Annotated in this window: 16 protein-coding genes; 9 read left to right on the plus strand and 7 right to left on the minus strand. The window is 47.3% G+C overall.

Features of this window, described 5'->3' with window-relative positions:
• Window positions 1-354 precede the first annotated feature (354 nt).
• Window positions 355-1,194, plus strand: a complete 840-nt coding sequence (locus R7P69_RS11525; protein ID WP_047103871.1) for a 23S rRNA (adenine(2030)-N(6))-methyltransferase RlmJ — start codon at window positions 355-357, stop codon at window positions 1,192-1,194.
• A 259-nt stretch (window positions 1,195-1,453) separates the two neighbouring features.
• The gene (gene gorA / locus R7P69_RS11530; RefSeq protein WP_005379157.1) at window positions 1,454-2,809 is read left to right on the plus strand and encodes a glutathione-disulfide reductase; all 1,356 of its coding nucleotides are present in this window, start codon (window positions 1,454-1,456) and stop codon (window positions 2,807-2,809) included.
• Window positions 2,810-2,890: 81 nt separating this feature from the next.
• Here gorA and R7P69_RS11535 read toward each other — a convergent pair whose 3' ends face one another.
• The gene (locus R7P69_RS11535; protein WP_005379156.1) at window positions 2,891-3,796 is read right to left on the minus strand and encodes a LysR family transcriptional regulator; all 906 of its coding nucleotides are present in this window, start codon (window positions 3,794-3,796) and stop codon (window positions 2,891-2,893) included.
• A 121-nt stretch (window positions 3,797-3,917) separates the two neighbouring features.
• On the opposite strand from R7P69_RS11535, the gene xapA reads away from it, so the two are divergent.
• On the plus strand, window positions 3,918-4,742 hold the full coding sequence (xapA, locus tag R7P69_RS11540; RefSeq protein WP_258619053.1) for a xanthosine phosphorylase: 825 nt from the start codon (window positions 3,918-3,920) through the stop codon (window positions 4,740-4,742).
• Between the two features lie 105 nt (window positions 4,743-4,847).
• On the opposite strand, the gene R7P69_RS11545 is transcribed toward xapA, so the two are convergent.
• Both R7P69_RS11545 and R7P69_RS11550 read right to left on the minus strand, forming a co-directional pair.
• A complete protein-coding gene (locus tag R7P69_RS11545; protein ID WP_005379148.1) occupies window positions 4,848-5,459 on the minus strand; it encodes a bifunctional 4-hydroxy-2-oxoglutarate aldolase/2-dehydro-3-deoxy-phosphogluconate aldolase in 612 nt (203 codons plus the stop codon).
• Window positions 5,460-5,468: 9 nt separating this feature from the next.
• Window positions 5,469-6,845, minus strand: coding sequence for a GntP family permease (locus tag R7P69_RS11550; RefSeq protein ID WP_182016010.1), 1,377 nt, complete (start codon window positions 6,843-6,845; stop codon window positions 5,469-5,471).
• Between the two features lie 167 nt (window positions 6,846-7,012).
• Between R7P69_RS11550 and R7P69_RS11555 the strand changes: the two genes are divergently transcribed.
• Window positions 7,013-7,537: a gluconokinase gene (locus R7P69_RS11555; RefSeq protein WP_005379140.1), complete on the plus strand. Its 525-nt coding sequence runs from the start codon at window positions 7,013-7,015 to the stop codon at window positions 7,535-7,537.
• Window positions 7,537-9,333 carry a phosphogluconate dehydratase gene (edd, locus tag R7P69_RS11560; protein ID WP_213912312.1) on the plus strand — a complete coding sequence of 599 codons (1,797 nt, stop codon included), beginning with the start codon at window positions 7,537-7,539 and terminating at the stop codon, window positions 9,331-9,333. Before R7P69_RS11555 ends, edd begins: the two co-directional genes overlap by 1 nt.
• A gap of 1,782 nt (window positions 9,334-11,115) precedes the next feature.
• Here the strand turns inward: edd and R7P69_RS11565 are convergent.
• From R7P69_RS11565 to R7P69_RS11580, 4 genes are all read right to left on the minus strand, one after another.
• On the minus strand, window positions 11,116-11,445 hold the full coding sequence (locus R7P69_RS11565; protein WP_005478614.1) for an SMR family transporter: 330 nt from the start codon (window positions 11,443-11,445) through the stop codon (window positions 11,116-11,118).
• A complete protein-coding gene (locus R7P69_RS11570) occupies window positions 11,442-11,846 on the minus strand; it encodes an SMR family transporter (RefSeq protein ID WP_005379135.1) in 405 nt (134 codons plus the stop codon). The genes R7P69_RS11565 and R7P69_RS11570 overlap by 4 nt, the downstream gene beginning before the upstream one ends.
• A gap of 269 nt (window positions 11,847-12,115) precedes the next feature.
• A complete protein-coding gene (locus R7P69_RS11575; RefSeq protein WP_005379132.1) occupies window positions 12,116-13,051 on the minus strand; it encodes a LysR family transcriptional regulator in 936 nt (311 codons plus the stop codon).
• 55 nt (window positions 13,052-13,106) lie between these two features.
• Window positions 13,107-14,114, minus strand: coding sequence for a substrate-binding domain-containing protein (locus R7P69_RS11580; RefSeq protein ID WP_047103689.1), 1,008 nt, complete (start codon window positions 14,112-14,114; stop codon window positions 13,107-13,109).
• Window positions 14,115-14,333: 219 nt separating this feature from the next.
• Between R7P69_RS11580 and R7P69_RS11585 the strand changes: the two genes are divergently transcribed.
• From R7P69_RS11585 to R7P69_RS11600, 4 genes are read left to right on the plus strand one after another with little or no spacing between them, the layout of a single operon-like run.
• Complete coding sequence (locus R7P69_RS11585) at window positions 14,334-15,686, plus strand: serine/threonine-protein kinase (RefSeq protein ID WP_053349772.1); 1,353 nt, start codon at window positions 14,334-14,336, stop codon at window positions 15,684-15,686.
• Between the two features lie 13 nt (window positions 15,687-15,699).
• Window positions 15,700-17,172 carry a chromosome partitioning protein ParA gene (locus R7P69_RS11590; RefSeq protein ID WP_104979903.1) on the plus strand — a complete coding sequence of 491 codons (1,473 nt, stop codon included), beginning with the start codon at window positions 15,700-15,702 and terminating at the stop codon, window positions 17,170-17,172.
• A 2-nt stretch (window positions 17,173-17,174) separates the two neighbouring features.
• A complete protein-coding gene (locus R7P69_RS11595) occupies window positions 17,175-17,747 on the plus strand; it encodes a sigma-70 family RNA polymerase sigma factor (RefSeq protein ID WP_104979902.1) in 573 nt (190 codons plus the stop codon).
• A gap of 2 nt (window positions 17,748-17,749) precedes the next feature.
• Window positions 17,750-19,318, plus strand: a complete 1,569-nt coding sequence (locus R7P69_RS11600) for a hypothetical protein (protein WP_104979900.1) — start codon at window positions 17,750-17,752, stop codon at window positions 19,316-19,318.
• Window positions 19,319-19,565: the final 247 nt, after the last annotated feature.

Genomic DNA, 19,565 nt, shown 5'->3' on the forward strand with positions numbered 1-19,565 from the left:
TGTGTAGATAGGCCAACTCAATGTACAGACGAGCCAGCAACATGGATTGGGGGAGCTCCGTTCCCTTTCTCTATGCCGCGATGACCATCATATAGTCAACCAGCGCTACTCTGTCCTTGAGTCTTGTTATACCTAAATGAAATTTCACACCCTTTTGAGTGCGAGAAACTCACCTAGTTCAATTCGATTACCAATAGTAAGTGTGGGTGACTTAAAGAAATTTCAATAGCGTCCCCTTATCAGAGGAACAGATTTGATTGGAAGTTCTACATCTTTAAGTTACTTGAGTATAATACCGCCATAGAGTGAAAATCACAGACCACACTCAGCCAAAGAGTGTTTCGAGAGTTTAATTTGTTAAGTTACCGCCACAGCTTCCACGCTGGCAACCATGCCGACGTGGTCAAACACATCGTTCAAAGCCTCATTCTTGATGCGCTGAAACAAAAAGATAAGCCATTCGTTTATCACGATACCCACTCGGGTGTGGGCCGTTACGATCTGACTCACGAATGGTCTGAAAAAACGGGTGAATACAAACAAGGCATCGCACGTATCTGGGATAACCCAAGCATTCCCAAAGACATCAAAAGCTACATCGATGCCATTAAAGTGCTCAACAACGGCGAGAAGCTGCGTTACTACCCAGGCTCACCACGTGTAGCGCGCGCGCAAATCCGCCCACAAGATCGCATGGTGCTGACCGAGTTGCACCCAGCCGATCACCCATTGTTAGAGCAAGAATTCCATCGTGATCGCCAAGTGAGCATCTTCAAAGAGGACGGATTCCAACGCCTCAAAGCAAGCTTACCGCCACAAGAACGTCGTGGTTTGGTGCTGATTGACCCACCATACGAACTCGCGAAAGAGTACCGCGATGTGGTGCGAGCGATTCATCAGAGCCATAAACGTTGGGCAACCGGTATCTACGCGATTTGGTACCCAGTGGTAAACCGTCACGACATCGAAGATATGATCGAAGGCTTGGAAGCACTGGGCATTCGTAAAATTCTGCAAATCGAGTTAGGTGTTGCACCAGATACCAACGAGCGCGGCATGACGGCATCCGGCATGATTGTGATTAACCCGCCATGGAAACTGGAAAGCCAGATGAAAGAGATTCTGCCATTCCTGCAAGACGCGATCGCACCAGCAACTGGCCACTGGAAAGTGGACTGGATTGTGCCAGAGTAAGCACTTCAGTACTGATATCTTCAAGCGCAACGACATTCTCGTTGCGCTTTTTTATGCTCTCACCTTCTTCCTCCAATCGTGCTTATTCTTCTTTTTGTGCCTCTCATCGCTATTTGTCATAAGTATTGTCGCTTTTTCCCATTTAGGAATTAGCCGAATTCGATTTATGATAGTGGGATAACGGTGGCATTGAGTTCGGACAAGGTCATCCCAATCTATCTATGTACCAGATAAAATTTATAAGCTCTTGGAGAAAGTAATGGCGACTCATTTTGACTATATCTGTATCGGTGGCGGCAGTGGCGGCATCGCATCTGCAAACCGTGCGGCGATGTACGGCGCGAAAGTTGCGCTAATCGAAGCTCAAGACCTTGGCGGTACCTGTGTAAACGTAGGTTGTGTACCGAAAAAAGTGATGTGGCACGGCGCACAAATCGCAGAAGCAATGAACCTGTACGCAGAAGATTACGGTTTTGATGTCGACGTGAAAGGTTTCGACTGGAGCAAACTGGTTGAGAGCCGTCAGGCGTACATTGGTCGTATTCACCAATCTTACGATCGCGTTCTTGGCAACAACAAAGTAAACGTGATTAAAGGCTTTGCTAAGTTTGTTGACGAGAAAACCGTAGAAGTAAACGGTGAACATTATACTGCGGATCACATCCTGATCGCGGTTGGTGGTCGTCCTACTATTCCAAACATTCCAGGCGCTGAATACGGCATCGATTCAAACGGCTTCTTCGACCTAGCAGAGCAACCAAAACGCGTTGCGGTTGTGGGTGCTGGCTACATCGCAGTTGAAATTGCTGGCGTACTGCACGCGCTAGGTACAGAAACGCACCTGTTCGTACGTAAAGAGTCACCACTGCGTAGCTTCGATCCAATGATCATCGATACGTTGGTTGAAGTGATGGACGCAGAAGGTCCAAAACTGCACACCCACTCTGTACCAAAAGAAGTGGTAAAAGAAGCCGATGGCAGCCTAACTCTGCACCTAGAAAACGGTGAAAGCCAAAACGTTGACCAACTGATTTGGGCAATCGGTCGTCACCCTGCGACAGACGCAATCAACCTAGCGTCAACCGGCGTGGCAACGAACGAAAAAGGCTACATCAAGGTAGACGAATACCAAGAAACTAACGTGAAAGGCATCTACTGTGTGGGTGACATCATGGAAGGCGGTATCGAACTAACACCAGTAGCAGTGAAAGCGGGTCGTCAACTTTCTGAGCGTCTTTTCAACAACAAACCAAACGCGAAGATGGACTACGATTTGGTACCAACTGTGGTATTTAGCCACCCACCAATCGGCACTATCGGTCTTACAACGCAAGAAGCAGAAGAGAAGTACGGCAAAGACAACATCAAAGTCTACACATCTGGCTTTACTGCGATGTACACCGCTGTTACTAAGCACCGTCAACCATGTAAGATGAAGCTTGTATGTGCGGGCGAAGAAGAAACGGTTGTTGGCCTACACGGCATCGGTTTCACGGTAGATGAAATGATCCAAGGCTTCGGCGTAGCAATGAAGATGGGCGCAACCAAAGCAGACTTCGACTCTGTTGTGGCTATCCACCCAACGGGCTCTGAAGAGTTCGTAACGATGCGTTAATTGCGCGCTAATCGCATTGCTGATTTCAGCGAATCATTTGAAAAGGTCATCTTAGGATGACCTTTTTTTGTTATCCCATGCTTAACTCGCATTCTCTAATAATGTGCGAATAAACTCGGCTTTAATAGCACTCTCTTGCTTACCATCATGAATCAGACACAAGTCTGCACGCAGTGACTCTTTCAGCTTGATAAAACGAATCCCATGCCAATGATGCTGAGAAAACGTCGACGGAACCAACGTCACGGTATTGCTGTTTGCTACATATGCCATCAAGGTGCTTGGCTCCACCACTTGTTTGCCAATATGGGGTGAAAAGCCTTCTTGCAGACAGGCATTGATGATGAAGTTTGCCGAGGCAGAATTCGCCAAACTCATAAACGCAAACTCACACGTCTTTAAATCTTGGAGCCGCAGCAAAGATTTGCTGGCTAACTCATGTTGCTCCGACACCGCCACCACAAACACATCTTTGCCCAAAGATACCGACTGATACGGATAAATGTTGAGTGCATCAGCAAAACGCACAATGCCCACATCGATTTTCTTCTCGCTCAGATGCTTCTTTTGCGTCTCTGGGTTAAGGTCAAAAATGTCGGCGTGATAAGTGTCATGCTCAGCATGGAAGCGCTGTAACAGACGATCAAATCCGCCCCAAAATGCGCTACTTACCACACCAACTCGCAGGATATTTCTCTGGTTCAACCCCACTTGCTGCACTTGATTGAGCGAGACATCCAAGGTCTGAAAAATCAGTTGGCATTTGGACTCCAACAATCGCCCGGCCTCCGTCAGCATGACATTTCTTGAATCGCGCTCAAACAGTTTGACGTTAAGCACCTCTTCCAACTCTTTGATGCGATTGCTCAACGGCGAATTGGTGATATTGAGGTTCTCGGCCGCCTTAGTGAAATGCTTGGTTTGTGCGACCTCGTAAAAGTAACGCAGCATCTTCAGCGTCACGCGCTCAAATGGTTCTGACTTCATGCATTGAGTCCTAGCGAATTTCATCATCCTCTTTTTAAGGATGATAGTAGCGAATAAAGCAAAGATAACCAGCGCAGAAAGTCACACAATGGAATCAACACACAACCAGAAGGTGACTAACATGAATCACGATCCAGTAATCGGCGGGCTACAAACCATTCGCGAACGCAAACCAAACTTCCAACCTAAAGCGGCGTTTATTTTAGGCTCAGGCTTAGGCGTATTGGCAGACGAACTACAAGACAAAGTGGTCATTCCATACGAAGAGCTCGAAGGCTTTCCGGTTAGCACCGTGCAAGGCCACTCTGGTGAGTTGGTGCTTGGTACCATGGGCGGCGTAGACGTAGTGTGCATGAAAGGTCGCGGTCACTACTACGAACACGGCTCAATGAAGGTCATGACCACGCCCGTACGCACCTTTAAAAAGCTGGGCTGTGAATTTTTGCTCGTCACCAACGCGGCAGGCTCACTTCGCCCTGAACGCATTGATGTCGGTTCTCTGGTGGTATTTCATGATCACATTAATACCATGCCTGAATCGCCAATGATCGGTCCGAATGATGAAGAGTACGGCCCGAGGTTTTTCAGCCTCGCCAATGCGTACGACAAAGACCTACGCACAGAAGCGTTTGAAGTCGGCAAAGCCAATGGTATTCACCTGAATGAAGGTGTGTTTGTCTCTTACACAGGCCCCAATTTTGAGACCGCAGCCGAAATCCGCATGATGCAAATCATCGGTGGTGATGTCGTGGGCATGTCGGTCGTGCCAGAAGTGATTTCTGCGGCGCATTGCGGCTTACCCGTATTGGCAGTATGTGCGATCACCAACATGGCAGAAGGCTTGGGAGATGTAGAATTGTCTCACGCCCAAACATTGAAGTGCGCGAAGCTAGCCGAAGCCGATTTCATTCGCTTTATTAAGCGCTTTATGAAGCATCACTTCTAAAGCCGTTTCATCCCAAAAAGAAAAAGGGTCATCAAGTTACTTGATGACCCTTTTTCGTATCACGTTTCCCAACGTTCGGGGGCATTTCGGAGCCGTTTGTGCGTTTTACTTAACTGCGCGAACCAATTCAGCAATGCCTTCCCAATCGCCGTTGTCCATCATTGCGGTTGGCACCATCCACGTACCGCCACAAGCTACAACCGATTTCAGCGCTAGGTAATCTTCCACGTTGGATGGGCTTACGCCACCTGTTGGCATGAATTCAACTGGGTAAACCGCCGTGAGTGCTTTCAGCATGCTTACGCCGCCTGATGGCTCAGCAGGGAAGAACTTCAACGTACGCAGACCCATTTCCATCGCTTGCTCAACCAAGCTTGGGTTGTTTACACCCGGTACGATAGTCACGCCACGTTGCTGACAGTATTTCACTGTGGTTGGGTTGAAGCCTGGGCTAACGATAAAGTCCACGCCCGCTTCGATCGCGATGTCCACTTGTTCTGTGGTCAGAACGGTGCCCGCGCCAATCAACAATTCTGGGTACGCTTCACGCATGATGCGAATCGACTCCGCCGCAGCTTCGGTGCGGAATGTCACTTCCGCACATGGTAAACCGTTTTCTACCAACACTTTTGCCAGTGGCAGAGCGTGTGCTACGTCGTTGATTGCGATAACTGGGACGATTTTGATTTCTCTTAATCGTTGTTCAAGTGTTGTCATGGGGAACCTCTAAAGAATAAAGCTTAATGTTGCGACGATAATAAACGCGATACTGCCAAGTAACGTTTCCATTACCGTCCAAGTTTTTAATGTGGTTTTCTCATCCATCTCAAGCAGACGAGATACCAACCAGAAACCAGAGTCATTGAAGTGAGACAGTACCGTTGCACCACCCGCAATCGCGATTACGATAAAGCAAAGGTCGAGTTCACTCAAACCTGTTGATGCTGCCACAACTGGAGCGATAAGAGCCGCCGTAGTGGTTAGCGCTACGGTTGCCGAGCCTTGAGCAACACGCAGACAAGTTGAAATCACAAACGCCGCCACAATCACAGGCATACCTGTGTCTGTAAGAACGTCAGCCAGTGCATCACCAATACCGCTTGAGCGCAGTACGCCGCCAAACATGCCACCTGCACCCGTTACTAGGATAACACCACAGATAGGAGCCAATGACTCACCACATAATTTTTCTAGTTTTGCCATGCCGTAGTCTTTGGCAAACACAGCCAGACAGACAATCAAAGTGATCAGCAACGCAACTGGGGTTTTACCTAGCATACGTAGGAACTCAACCAGTGCCGTTTTACCATCAATCACACCCGCAACCGCCAGTGTGTTCAATACCGTATCCAAACAGATTAGCAGTACTGGCAGCACAAGGATGGTCATAACCGTGCCAAATTTTGGTGCGTTGCGCTCATCCACCATCGCTTCGCCATTAAAGAAGGCTTTAGATAGTGGGATATCGAATTTTTTGCCCGCGTACAAACCAAATAGGTAAGCGCCAAGGTACCAAGTTGGAATAGCCACCAGAATACCCACCACCAATAACAGACCGATGTTTGCGCCAAGGAATTCTGCCGCTGCAACCGGACCTGGATGTGGTGGAACAAACGCGTGCATAACCGCAAAAGCACCGGCTGCTGGCAACGCGTATTTAATTGGTGAGCCACCAAAACGAGCCGCCACACTTAGGATGATTGGCATCATCACTACAAGGCCAGCATCGAAGAAGATTGGGAAGCCAAACAGTAATGAAGCGACGCCCAAAGCAAATGGTGCGCGCTCTTTACCAAAGCGACCAATCAAAGTGTCTGCCAGCACTTTCGCACCGCCAGTCACTTCAAGAATTTTACCGATCATCGCACCAAGACCAACCAGCAATGCCACGGAAGCCAGTGTGCCGCCGAAGCCGCCCATCATGGTCGATACGACTTTCTCAGAAGGAACGCCAGTGGCGATTGCCGTACCTAAACTCACCATAGTAAGGGAAGCAAAAGCATGGACTTTCAGTTTAATGATCAGAACGAGTAACGCTGCAATGGCAAGGCCTGCAATCGTCAGTAGGAACGTAGGATCTGGGGCTTGGGTTAATTGCTCCATAGGTTCACCTTTAAGAATTATTGTTTGTGTTATGGTTCACATTTATTTCAGTTACCGGTAACATGTTACCGGTAACATGTTACCGATAACATGAATAAGATAAACCCATATTTTAAAGTGAATTCAAAAATTGAGATCACGCGCAAATTTGGTTATGAGGATAAGTTATGGCTGGTAGTAGTGTCATCGTTATGGGCGTTTGTGCTAGTGGTAAAAGCACAATTGGTGAGCATCTAGCGAAAAAGCTAGGGCGTAAATTCATTGATGGTGATGATCTTCATCCACGAGCGAACATTCAGAAAATGGCATCGGGCCAGCCTCTGAACGATGATGATCGCAAGCCATGGCTAGAACGCATTCGTGATGCGGCGTACAGCCTAGAAAGCAAAAACGAACACGGCATCATTGTCTGTTCAGCACTGAAAAAGATTTACCGCGATCAGATCCGCGAAGGCAACAACAACGTGACCTTCCTGTTCCTTGATGGCGATAGGGAGTTGATCCTTAATCGCATGCGTATGCGCAAAGGCCACTTCATGAAAGAAAACATGGTGAAGAGCCAATTCGAGACGCTAGAGCGCCCAGACAACGAGCCTCAAACTCTGATCGTCAGTATCGACGGAGACATCAGCGACGTGGTGGAACGCTCTGCCGCTGAGCTAATCAAAATGCAAGCGATCGAGGTGGCGTAATGACTCACTCTGTTGTTCTTGAGGTCACACAGCGTTTGACCGAGCGCAGCCGTGAAGCGCGCGCTGCCTTTCTTGCTCGCACCGAAGTGCAAGCCGAAGCTGGCAAAGGCCGTGTTGGTTTATCTTGTGGTAACTTAGCCCATGCAGTCGCCGCTTCTTGCTCTTCTGAAAAGAAAAATATTCTCGATTTTACTCATGCCAATGTCGCGCTGATCAGCGCCTACAACGACATGTTGAGCGCCCACCAGCCGTACCAAGACTACCCAGCACAAATCAAAAAAGTGCTGGCGGACTACGGCCATACGGCGCAAGTCGCAGGTTGTGTGCCAGCGATGTGCGATGGGGTGACTCAAGGTCAAGCAGGCATGGATATGTCGCTGTTTTCGCGTGACTTAATTGCGCAATCAACGGCATTGTCTTTGAGTCACAATGTCTTTGATGCCACATTACTGCTTGGCATCTGTGACAAAATCGCACCGGGGCAACTGATGGGCGCACTGTCTTACGCGCACCTGCCGACTGCGTTTGTACCAGCGGGTCTGATGGCTACGGGCATCAGCAACGAAGAGAAAGTCGACGTGCGCCAAAAATACGCAGCGGGTGAAGTCGGCAAAGACGCTCTGCTGGATATGGAGTGTCGCGCTTACCACTCTGCGGGGACGTGTACGTTTTACGGCACAGCCAACACCAACCAGTTGGTGTTCGAAGCCATGGGCTTGATGCTGCCAGGTTCGGCATTCATTCATCCCCATACCCAACTGCGTAAAGCGTTAACCGATCACGCGGCTCTGAAAATCGCCTCAATGACGGCGGGTTCTGCACACTTCCGTCCGTTGGCAGAAGTGGTCACAGAAAAGAGCTTGGTCAACGGCATCATCGCTCTACTCGCATCTGGCGGCAGTACCAATCACACCATTCATATGATCGCCGTGGCGCGTGCTGCTGGCATCTTGCTCACGTGGCAAGACATCAGCGATCTGTCGGATGTGGTTCCTTTGTTAGCTCGCGTTTACCCGAACGGCCCAGCCGATATGAACGCGTTCCAAGACGCGGGTGGCGTGCCTGCGTTATTGCACCGCTTGAACGAATCCGAGCTTTTGCATCGCGATGTGAAACCCGTGTTTGGTGAATTTGAAGACCAAATGACGCTACCGAGCCTTGTCGATGGTCAACTGACCTGGACATCGTGCCAAGGCAGCCAAGACGGTGACGTGATCGCCAAACCAGACGCCACATTCCAAAATACTGGCGGCACTCGCGTATTGACTGGCAACTTAGGCAAAGCCGTGGTGAAAGTGTCTGCGGTGAAAGAAGAGCAACGCGTGATTGTGGCACCAGCGATCGTATTCCAATGCCAACACGAAGTGGAGGCCGCGTACAAACGTGGCGACCTGAACAAAGACTGCATCGTTGTGGTCACACACAACGGCCCAGCGGCAAACGGCATGCCTGAACTGCACAAGCTGATGCCAATTTTAGGGAACGTGCAAAAAGCGGGCTTTAAAGTCGCGCTAGTGACGGACGGTCGTTTATCTGGTGCATCCGGTAAAATTCCGTCTGCGATTCACGTTTCTCCAGAAGCCATTCGTGGTGGCGCGATTGGTTTGGTGCGCAACGGTGATTTGATTCGTCTGGATTGCCAAACGGGTGAACTGAACAACTTAAGCGACACCACTGGTCGCGAGTTGATTCATTTCGATACCGAATCGACCCAACAAACTTGGGGACGAGGTCTGTTTAGCGTGATCCGCCAAAACGTATCGAGTGCAGAAGAAGGCGCAAGCTTTATTGTTTAAGGCGAGAAGAAAGACCTCGTCGTTCCGACGAGCCCAAGCAAGATCAGGAATTTAATATCAACGTGCTGTGAAGCCAGAGAAAACTCCTCTGCCACAGCACTTTTTGTTGGTAGATTCTGAATCACGCTCGTCCCTCGCTGTTCAGAATGACGAGCGTTGGGATTGGCCTCGGTTCTTTTTAAAAATGAATGAGTCCGTCATTCCGACGAGCCTAAGCAAGATTAGGAATCTACTATCAACGTGCTGTGAAGCAAGAGAAAATCCCCCTCTGTTACAGCACTTTTTGTTGGTAGATTCTGAATCACACTCGTCCCTCACTATTCAGAATGACGAGCTTTGAGATTGGCCACCGCTATTTCTAAAAACGAATGAATCCGTCATTCCGACGAGCCTAGGCGAGATCAGGAATCTAATATCGACATGCTATGACGTCAGAGAAAACTCCTCTGCCACAGCACTTTTTTGTTAGTAGATTCTGAATCACGCTCGTCCCTCGCAGTTCAGAATGACGAGCTTTGGGATTGGCCACCGCTCTTTCTAAAAACGAATGAATCCGTCATTCCGACGAGCCTAAGCGAGATCGGGAATCTAATATCAACGAGCTGTGAAGCCAGAGAAAACACCTCTGCCACAGCACTTTTTGTTGGTAGATTCTAAATCACGCCCGTCCCTCGCTGTTCAGAATGACGAGCGTTGGAATTGGCCTCAGTTCTTTCTAAAAACGAATGAATCCGTCGCTCCGAAGAGCCCAAGCAAGATCAGGAATTTAATATCAACGTGCTGTGAAGCCAGAGAAAACCCCTCTACCACAGCACTTTTTGTTGGTAGATTCTAAATCACACTCGTCCCTCGCAGTTCAGAATGACGAGCTTTAGGATTGGCCTCTGTTCTTTCTAAAAAGCGAATGAATCCGTCATTCCGACGAGCCTCAGCAGGATCGGAATTTAATATCAACGTGCTGTGAAGCCAGAGAAAACTCCTCTGCCACTGTACTTTTTTGTTAGTAGATTCTGAATCACGCTCGTCCCTCGCTGTTCTAAATGACGAACTTTAGGATTGGCCTCGGTTCTTTCTAAAAAACGAATGAATCCGTCATTCCGACGAGCCTCAGCAAGATCAGGAATCTAATATCAACGTGCTGTGAAGCCAGAAAAAACACTTCTGCCACAGCACTTTTTGTTGGTAGATTCTGAATCACGACCGTCCCTCGCAGTTCAGAATGGCAAGCTTTAGGATTGGCCTCGGTTCTTTTTAAACGAATGAATCCGTCATTCCGACGAGCCTAGGCGAGATCAGGAATCTACTATCAACGTGTTGTGAAGCTAGAGAAAACCCCTCTTCCACAGCACTTTTTGTTGGTAGATTCTGAATCACGCTCGTCCCTCGCTGTTCAGAATGACGAGCTTTGGGATTAGCCTCAGTTCTTTCCAAAAAACGAATGAATCCGTCATTCCGACGAGCCTAGGCGAGATCAGGAATCTAATAGCAAAATGCTGTGAAGCCAGAGAAAATCCCTCTTCCACAGCACTTTTTGTTGGTAGATTCTGAATCACGCTCGTCTCTTGCTGTTCAAAATGACGAACTTTAGGATTGGCCTCTGTTCTTTTTAAAAATGAATGAGTCCGTCATTCCGACGAGCCTAGGCGAGATCAGGAATCTAATATCAAGGTGCTGTGAAGCCAGAGAAAACCCCTCTTCCACAGCACTTTTTGTTGGTAGATTCTGAATCACACTCGTCTCTTGCTACTCAGAATGACGATATCTAGCATTCATTAAATTACATCAAGCGGTCTTCATCACCACGACGGCAGCAATCACCACAAAGATACCAAACCAGCCGATTGGCTTGAGTTTCTGCTTAAACAGCAAGGCTCCACCCACTGCGGTACCCAAGATACCGATCGCACCCCAAGAGGCATAAGCAATGGCTAAGTCGATCTCTTTCACCGCTTGTGCCAACAGCGTGAATGCTGTCAGTACCAACACAATCGCCGCAATGCCCCAGCCTTTATATTTAAAACCTTTTGAGCGTGTCAGCGCCATATTGGCCATGATATCGACCAAGGCAGCCATCACGACAAATCCAAATGACATCGTAAAAAATTGACTCATGATTCGCACCTTGTACTAGTAGAAAATGAACGTTCTTTTGCCGGTTTATCGGCATTTTTCTTGGCGTTAGGTTGACCATGTGATTCCCCTAAGGTCACACACACAATGCCAACAACGGCTAACATCAAACCAAACAACTCTTGATGGTTTAAGTTGGCATCAAAGGCGATGATCGACACCACGGTGATCAACGAGATACCTAACCCTTCCCAGACAGCGTATGCCACACCGATAGATATTTTCTTCGCGGCAAACGCGAGAAAGTAGTAAGAGATTGCGATCAGCACATACATTACGATGTAGCCCCACCACCCGTGCCCTTGTCCGATAAGAGACATAGTGCTGGTGCCAGCCACTTCGGCAACGATGGCGAGCAATAAAAATAGACGTGCAACTAGCATGATTAATCCTCCATCAGAAATTAAAAAAATGCATAACGGAGAATGGTGAATGCCACGTACCTGTATCGACATTCAAAAAGTTAAAAAGATAAAAATGAGCCACTTCTCCTGACTATTTGAGATAAGGTTAGCGCTGGGTAGGAAAAAGAGACAGGTAATTGAGATATTCATTTTTGAATATCTTAAGAAATAAGTTGTCTATGTAATCACACAACATTGATAAGGTTAAAGCATCTACTCTCTCATTCAGCCGATGCCATAAGGTGACGTCATTGCGTAAAAATCAGCGGCGTATTGAGGGTTTGTCGCACCACTTTATGTAGGTGTCTGTGCAAAGGATGGTTGCGGTTGGTTTGAAGGAAACCGCCAGAGACAACAAACTGGCTAAACTCACGATTAACGGGTGGCATTGCGTAAGAGGCGAGTTCTGGCATCAACAATGCCGAGCTTTGACTGGCATACATAATCGCGTCGGTTTCTTGCAACATTTGGCAAGCCAAACGCAAATTATAGGACTTCAGTAACACTACTGGCTCATAACCCATGCGTCGATACTCGGACTCCACGGTACAAAGCGGTTTATATGACGCGGGCGCAGGCAAAGAGACAAGTGGTAGTTTGGACACCGTGTCCCAATCATTGCTGACTTTCGACAACGTTGGGTGGTTTTTGCGCGCCAAAATCACTCGTTTTTCAACGAATAACGGGCGCATGTAAATGTCTTTCGACAGCTCGGTCTCTTGGTCAAGAATGCAGTAATCGTGCTCGCCTTCTAACATTTCATCGTGCGAGTAAGTATTCCAGCTGGAAAAAGCAAAGTGCGCTTTGGGAAAGGCTCGATGACAACCAGTGAGCAGTCGCTGCCCTTGTTCATCCATCAAATAAGGGTCAGTTACAATAGCAATCTGCCCTTGGTATTGCAGCGGGTCGAACACTTCAAATTCTTGCACCACTTTTTCCAGTGGTGCAACCATATTGTCGAACTCGGCGGCGAGACGAATCGCCATGGGTGATGGCTCTACCCCATGTGCTTTACGCACAAAAAGCGGGTCATCAAACACTTGCTTCAACTTCATCACGCCGCGGCTGGCGCTCGGTTGAGAAATGCCAAGCTGCATTGCGGCCAGCTTGATGCTGCGGTTTTCCACCACGGCTTTTAATAAACGCATTAAGTTGAGATCCAATGCATCCAGCTGATGTGCCATACCCTAACCTACCAATACCATTGATGAGCGAATACAAAGAGCAGTTAACAATTAGTTAAACACTCTCTCCCGACGTGATCTGATACCCCATATCGAAGACTTTTTCTTCTTGCGTTTCGCCTTTCAGGCGCGCAATTAATAGCTCTGCGCTCTTTACACCAATTTGGAAACGCGGCGTATCAACGCTGATCAGTTTCGGGCTGATGGTTTGACCGATATCCAGCGCGTTATAGCCCGCCACTGCCAATTGCTGTGGAACTTGAATGCCACGTTGCTGCGCACTCAGCATGGTGCCAATTGCGATGTCATCGTTGGTACAGAACACCCCATCGAGCGTTGGGTGCGTTTCCAGTGCGCGTTCGAGCAAATCATGCGCTAAAGAAAAACTAGAATGATCACCAGTTAATACATGTTTGGGTTCTAGCCCTGCTTCTGTCATCGCGCGATCGTAACCTTGCATCCGCAATTTGGTTCGCGTATCCAGACGCGCGCCAAAATAGACGATTGTACGCTTCCCCGTATCTAGCATCTGCTTAACCACGGTGTACGACGCATCTTCATGATCGAGTCCAACCGCCATATCAATCGGCTCCGATGGCAGTTCCATGGTTTCGACCACCGGAATGCCCGCATTTTTGATCATCTGTAATGTACGCGGCGTGTGATGGCTTTCAGTTAGAATAAGCCCATCGACTTGATAAGAGAGTAATGACGCGATCTTGCGCTCTTCTTCAAGCTCATCGTAGCTAAAATGCGCTAAAAGCGTCTCATAGCCATTGGCTTTGGTCACCATCTCTATGCCCTGAACAAAGGAAGCAAAAATTTGGTTGGACAAAGACGGCAGTAAAATACCAATGGCTTTACTGGAGGACTTTGACAACATCGCCGGTGCACGGTTTTCGATGTAACCCATCTCTTCAATCGCAGTCGCAATCTTGGCCCGAGTCTTTTCTGCCACCGATTCAGGGTTACGCATATAGCGTGAAACGGTCATCTTCGTGACGCCAACCTGGTCTGCGACATCCTGCAATGTCGTACGAGTTTTCTTATTCTGTTGAGCCATAAATATGTGATTTATCAGTAATGTTACAAGTAACATTATGACGAATAGACTCTCTGCCGACAAGTTCAGTGAAAATAATTCGCAAAATCATGACGTTATTACTCCATTAGCCATCAAATTGCGTTTCATGGATTGTGAATCAAAACCGAATAAATAAATGACATTTATATCAAAGTTCTTATAAAATGCCGTACCTAAAAGAATAAGACATTAGTCACAGTGCAGTTAGGCTCTAGCGAAACCCAGATTTACTACCACCTGCTTGATCTGGACGACTCCCAAAAGCAGCAATACCTCCAAGCATTGCAACGAAGTCAACCTGAGCTGTATCGACAACTCGTTCCTCTTTTAGCCAACGAGACACCGGAAGAACAACTAACGCAGTTACTTTATTTTGGTGCTCATCAGGCAACGAACCAAGACGTCGATCTAAGCGGAGAAATTATCAGTAAGTACCGCCTAACTCATGAGTTGGGGCGTGGTGGCATGGGTGTCGTATACGCAGCTCTACGTGCAGATGAAACGTTCGAGCAAGATCTGGCTATCAAGTTTATTCAAAGCAATTTGAGCAATGTGTTAGGGCAACGCGCACTCTTCGATGAAGCTCAACTTCTCGCGCGTCTAAACCATCCTTACATCGCGAAAGTGTTTGACGGCGGTCTCCATCAAGATTCGGTTTACATCGTGATGGAGCGGGTGTTTGGTCAAACTTTGGATGAGTACCTATCTGAAAATAAGCTAGAAAAAACGGAGAAGCTGCTGCTGTTTAAGCAGATCTGTCAGGCGATGGAGCACGCCCATCAGCACCAGGTTTTGCATGCCGATCTAAAACCAGAAAATATACTGATTGATCGTAGCAAGCGTCCCAAGCTGCTTGACTTCAACTTGACTCAAAAAGCGCACTCCAACCGAGAAGATTCACCCTCAGCGCTGATTGCGTTTAGCCAAAATTTTGCCAGCCCAGAGCAGCAAGCAGGACAGGTTCTAACAGAGCAAAGCGACGTGTACTCCTTAGGCAAAATTCTCGCTTTGATGTTTCCATCACCAACAATTTGGTCTGATGTTTACTGGGTGATAAGACGCGCAACGCGTCCTGCCACTCAAATGCGATATATCAATGTTCGAGCATTGCGCATTGATATCGAACGAATTATCGAACGCCGTCCAATCGAGCAGAAAAAAAACTGGCCATTGTATAGCGCCTTTCGCTTGGTACAACGACGTCCCCTTGCTTCGGTATTGTCAGGCATCATTGTGCTCTCTGGTGTGTTATTTGGCAGCGCCATGATGCAAAAGAATATCCAGCTGCAACAAGAGAAGAAGATTGCAGAAGATATGATGTACGAAATGACTCGCCTCATCTTCCACGCGAAGGGGCAAAATGTCGAACATCTCTCAGTGAACTCCATGATGGAGTTAACACGAAGGCGGATACTCTCTAACCCAGATATCCCCAAACATATAAAACAAAAAATGTTGTTGGCGATGATGACACCGGTGCCAGAGAAGCACCTAACTACACCAATGAGTTGTCAGCCAAATTGTGCGTCTAAGGACAGCACCAACCAATAAGGCTTAAAACAAGATGTATACACGTTCAGTGGTATTTTGGCTGTCTGCATTGACGGCTACGTCCACGTTGGCAGCAGACGTTTCAGTTGCCACTTCACACCCACCAGCTTCAACCTTGAAGCAAGGCTACTTTATCGACGCCCCAGTGACTGGCCTGTATTACAAAACCAGTTCCAATATCACTGGCGTCACTCAGCAAGGAGCATTTCATTACCAACCCGGTGATGTAATTAGCTTCTTCCTTGGTAACGATGATAAAGGTTATCTGCTGACGACCTTATCAAGCCAAGAAGTGCTGACGCCGACGATGGCGACAACCAAACCTAGCCGCAGCATCAATATGACGCGTCTGCTGCTTTCTCTCGACAGCACGCCTGAGAATCGTGAGGAAATTGTCCTAGCAAACCGTGTGCTGTCTGATCCTCACTTTCAAAGCCAGCTCAAAGGCCTTGATCTCAATTACCTGGATGACGCTAAACGCTACCTCAATCTCGATTGGGTATCTGTCAATGAGGCGATTGAGCACCTAAACGAAAGCCAGCAGTACATTGAAAAAAACTTTACCTCTGATGAGATCATTTTTGAACCTCGCGACATAACGTTCAAAAACATCGTCATCAAAAAGAAGGATTGGCAAGGCCGCGCTTGTGCTTACGATCTACGCTATCAGCATCATCCCAAATATCGTCCTCCTATTGGTGAAACTCGATTCACCATCACCAAAGACTCATTGATTGAACACCCAAGCATTGGCGACCATTTTCAAGGCTGCTTCCTCTCGATGAAGCGCCCTATCACGGAAGATGTCGTCGAACCGATAAGCAAGTTTGCGGATTGGTTTAATATCGTTGGTTGTTCAATCACAGGGTGCACCCGCAACGACTTGAATGGCTTTTCTCTCGAAGACTTCGATGATGAAGGCGACTGGAAGTACCGCTCCGTTGCCCTCAATTTTGATCCGAGCACCGAGTTATTGATGGAAAAAGTACAAGGTCTCGGGCGTAAAAAAAACATCCAACACAATAACCGCACAGAAATGCTCTGGTTTACGTATCCCAATACTAGCGAACACGACATTGACTACCTCGGCGTGTGGCAGCAAACCGAATACCACCAACAGTCCATGACACAATCGTGCCTATTGATGCGCCATCAACAAGTCATGCGACTGCCGAAAAATACGGACACCTGCCCAACCGATACAAGCCTGTACACCCAAGATGTTACCCGCGAATTTGCCGACATGTGGTGGGTCAACAATAGCGCCCCCAAAGCCGAACTCGCGCAAATGAACGTCATGGTACGTTGGTCAACAACCCCATCCGAAATCAATTACACCACCTGGGAATACTTGCCAGCTGGTGCAACTTGGGAGCAAGGCATTTTATATCGCTATCAACAAAATGTTCTGCGCAACCAAGACGGTTCCGATCGCATTGAAACCCACACCATTTCTGAATTTGTCAAAGTGAGCGAGGATGTATAACCATGGCAACAGCAGTAGCACTGACACAAATCATTCAACAATGGCAATCTGGTGATAAACAAGCTGAGAGCGAGCTCTATCAGTTTGCTTATTTACAGTTGCGTAAGATCGCCCAACACGAGCGTGAACGAAATGCAGAAAAGTACGGCACCGACAACAAAGTACTGGCAGACAGCGTCAACAGCACCACGGCATTAATTCATGATGCTTACCTGAAAATGTCCAACTGCGACATGAGTGAAATTGAAACAAAGCGCGATTTCTTTTTGATGGCCGCCAAAGTGATGCGTCAAATCTTGATCGACAACGCACGCTCGCACCAAGCACAAAAGCGTCAACACATTACATTGATGAGAGATGAAGAAGATCGTTTCGAGCAATTGATTATCATGGATAAAGCTCTGGATAGTTTCAGTAGCCGCTATCCACGCCAATCGAGCGCACTCAAACTCAAGTATTTAATGGGCATGAAAAACCAAGAAATCAGTGAGCTACTCGAGTGCAGCGCAAGCCTGATAGAGAAAGACCTCAAATTCTCTCGCAGTTGGCTACAATCACGAATGGCGCACACGTAATCATGAACAAAAAGCTTTGGATAATCGGCGCAGTATGCGTCGGTTTGTTCGGTATTTACTTCATTTCAAACAAACACAATTTGGCATCTGTGAAATACTCGTCAGACAACGCCGACAAGTCAACCCAGCAAGCACATCGTCAATATGAGCGCACATCTTTAGTTGAAGTAAAGCAAGCGTTGACAGGTTCTGCGTTGGATCGCACTCCTAAAAAAACGGGAGATGACGCATTTAACTCCGCCCTTTTAGGACAACCAGGCCCTGTTACGAATCCATTTCATACCACAGAAGACAACACGTTTTACGAGTCAGCATTGGGTGATAAGAACAGCCGACCACAAGAGGACCCATCAGAGAATAATAAACCCATCATCAACCTCACTGTGGAACAGCAGCTACAAACCATTATTTATGCTTGGGAGCTGAAACAAAACTCTCCGGTGAGTTATTCGCTCAACCTTAACCAGCTTTTTGAAGACCCAGATGGCGATCTCCTCACCACTCAGATTTGGCTTGAAAACGCCAATGGGTTAAGAGTCCTCAACCAAGGACAAATGATGGTGCAAGGAGCGCCTGAGGAAATAAAAACCACCACATATTTGGCGGTAGCAGCGCGCGATGATTATCACGGTAATAGCGATCATGCATGGGTCACAACGCGCTTTGAGTTACCCGTTATCACACCCGATCAAAATGACACAGAACACCCGTTAGTTGGCGATGTAGTTTATCGCCTAGAGACGACACAAAATCTTGCAGGTATCGCGTACGCGTATGAAGTGGTGTATTGCGAGGCCTTTCAGTTTGAGGGGGGCGAAGTAAGTTATGCCGCCTCACACAACAAACGCCAGTGTCCTGAAAAGGGAGACTTGAAAAAAGTGGGCAAGTACAAAATCAGTGATGACTCGTTGATCGTTTATGTCCAAGGTGTACGCCAAATTTGGACCATCAAAAAAGAATACCCATCTCAGGTTCATGAAGATACTCGGAACTACTTCACCACCGTGTTTGATGGTAAACAATTCGAAAGCTATACCATGCAAAAGAACAAGCAGTCCATGGAGAAGCGCATCAATGCACCGACAGGACGATATCTGCATCAAATCTCCTTTTTTGATTATTTGCTACCTCTCCCAAGTGGGGGGTATCTGGTTGCTGAAGTTGGCAATTATATTTATCACTATGGTACTCAAGTCATTGGTCCTCATGGTGAAAGCATCGAATCCGATTTCAATTTACACACTTATGGTCCTAACCTGTATTGTAGCGATGTCGCCATTTGGTATCACAGCCATGTCATTGCTGGTCAAGGAGACTATCAAATCGACATCATATCAGACCCTAACCCAGACGATCCGACTTACCAAATTGATTGCCACGAGTTCATCAGCACCCCTGCTACTGGACAACAATCGTTATCGTTTGATCTTAACTATTCCCCTTACGACGAGCTACTTGATGGCGAGGTGTATAGCTACATTTTACGTCCAAAACCTGAGCTCGCTGATCGCGTTGAGGAATTTAAGATCAACATGATTTATCACGCCCCTGTCCTTAGCGACACCCAATAAACCTTTTTTACCGGTGGTTATTTTAACAAAACAATCATTCCCAAAATAAAACTGGAACCGTGATCAAATTATAAATTTTCCATCATAGACAAAAAATAGAAATAAATTTTACGGGTTTTGTGCGGATTTTCGTGTCTTGAACCTAAGCTCAATAGTCATTAAAAAGACACCACTCTCTTATATCTCACTAGTGAGATATAAAGAAAAAAATAATAAAAAAAGCGACTTTCTCATTCGGAAACGAAAC

Origin of the sequence: Vibrio sp. 661 (assembly GCF_033339315.1) — a bacterium.
Classification (GTDB): domain Bacteria; phylum Pseudomonadota; class Gammaproteobacteria; order Enterobacterales; family Vibrionaceae; genus Vibrio; species Vibrio alginolyticus.